Source organism: Bacillus sp. LR--39, from assembly GCF_053613335.1.
Map to the genome: position 1 here is coordinate 1 of NZ_JBSIOT010001474.1, position 540 is coordinate 540.

General features: G+C 47.0%; 1 protein-coding gene and 1 pseudogene. Both read right to left on the minus strand.

The window, feature by feature from the left end:
• On the minus strand, window positions 1–382 hold a 382-nt coding region (locus ACWHAR_RS31225; RefSeq protein WP_452088948.1), incomplete at its 3' end, for an ATP-binding cassette domain-containing protein.
• A 12-nt stretch (window positions 383–394) separates the two neighbouring features.
• Window positions 395–540 (minus strand): annotated as a pseudogene (locus tag ACWHAR_RS31230) (ABC transporter substrate-binding protein); the annotation flags it as partial.

Below are 540 nucleotides of genomic sequence, written 5' to 3' on the forward strand. Positions count from 1 at the left end.
CAACCTCGTAAAGCCCGAATTTTTTCAGTAGGCCGAGAGCGGTTTCCTTCGTTTCAGGGCCTAGTTTTTTGGAAATGTGCAAACCGATTAAGACGTTTTCCTCAATGGTTTTCCAGGGAAATAAATAATCCTGCTGGAGCATATAACCGATGTGCCGATCCTTTCCATCAGGTGTGCGCCCTTCAACCAAGACGCGTCCTTCCGTGGGGGAAACGATGCCGGCGATGATCGATAAAAGCGTTGTTTTGCCGCATCCGCTTGGGCCGAGAAACGAAACAAATTCGCCTTTTTCGACTTCAATGCTCACGTTTTCCAGCGACGCTGTTTTTTCCTTCAATGAAAAGTAAGTATGTGTGACATCCTGAACTTGCAGAAAAGACACTGCGGCCACCTCCTAGTAATTTTTTGTGACCTTTTCGGCGATCTTTGTATTGACCAGCTTTTGATGAGGGGTGCGCTTCGGCAGCTCGCCGGCTTCATCCATGATGGTTTGAAGCTGGTTCCATTCTTTTTCATCCAAAACAGGATCAAGAGCAAAAG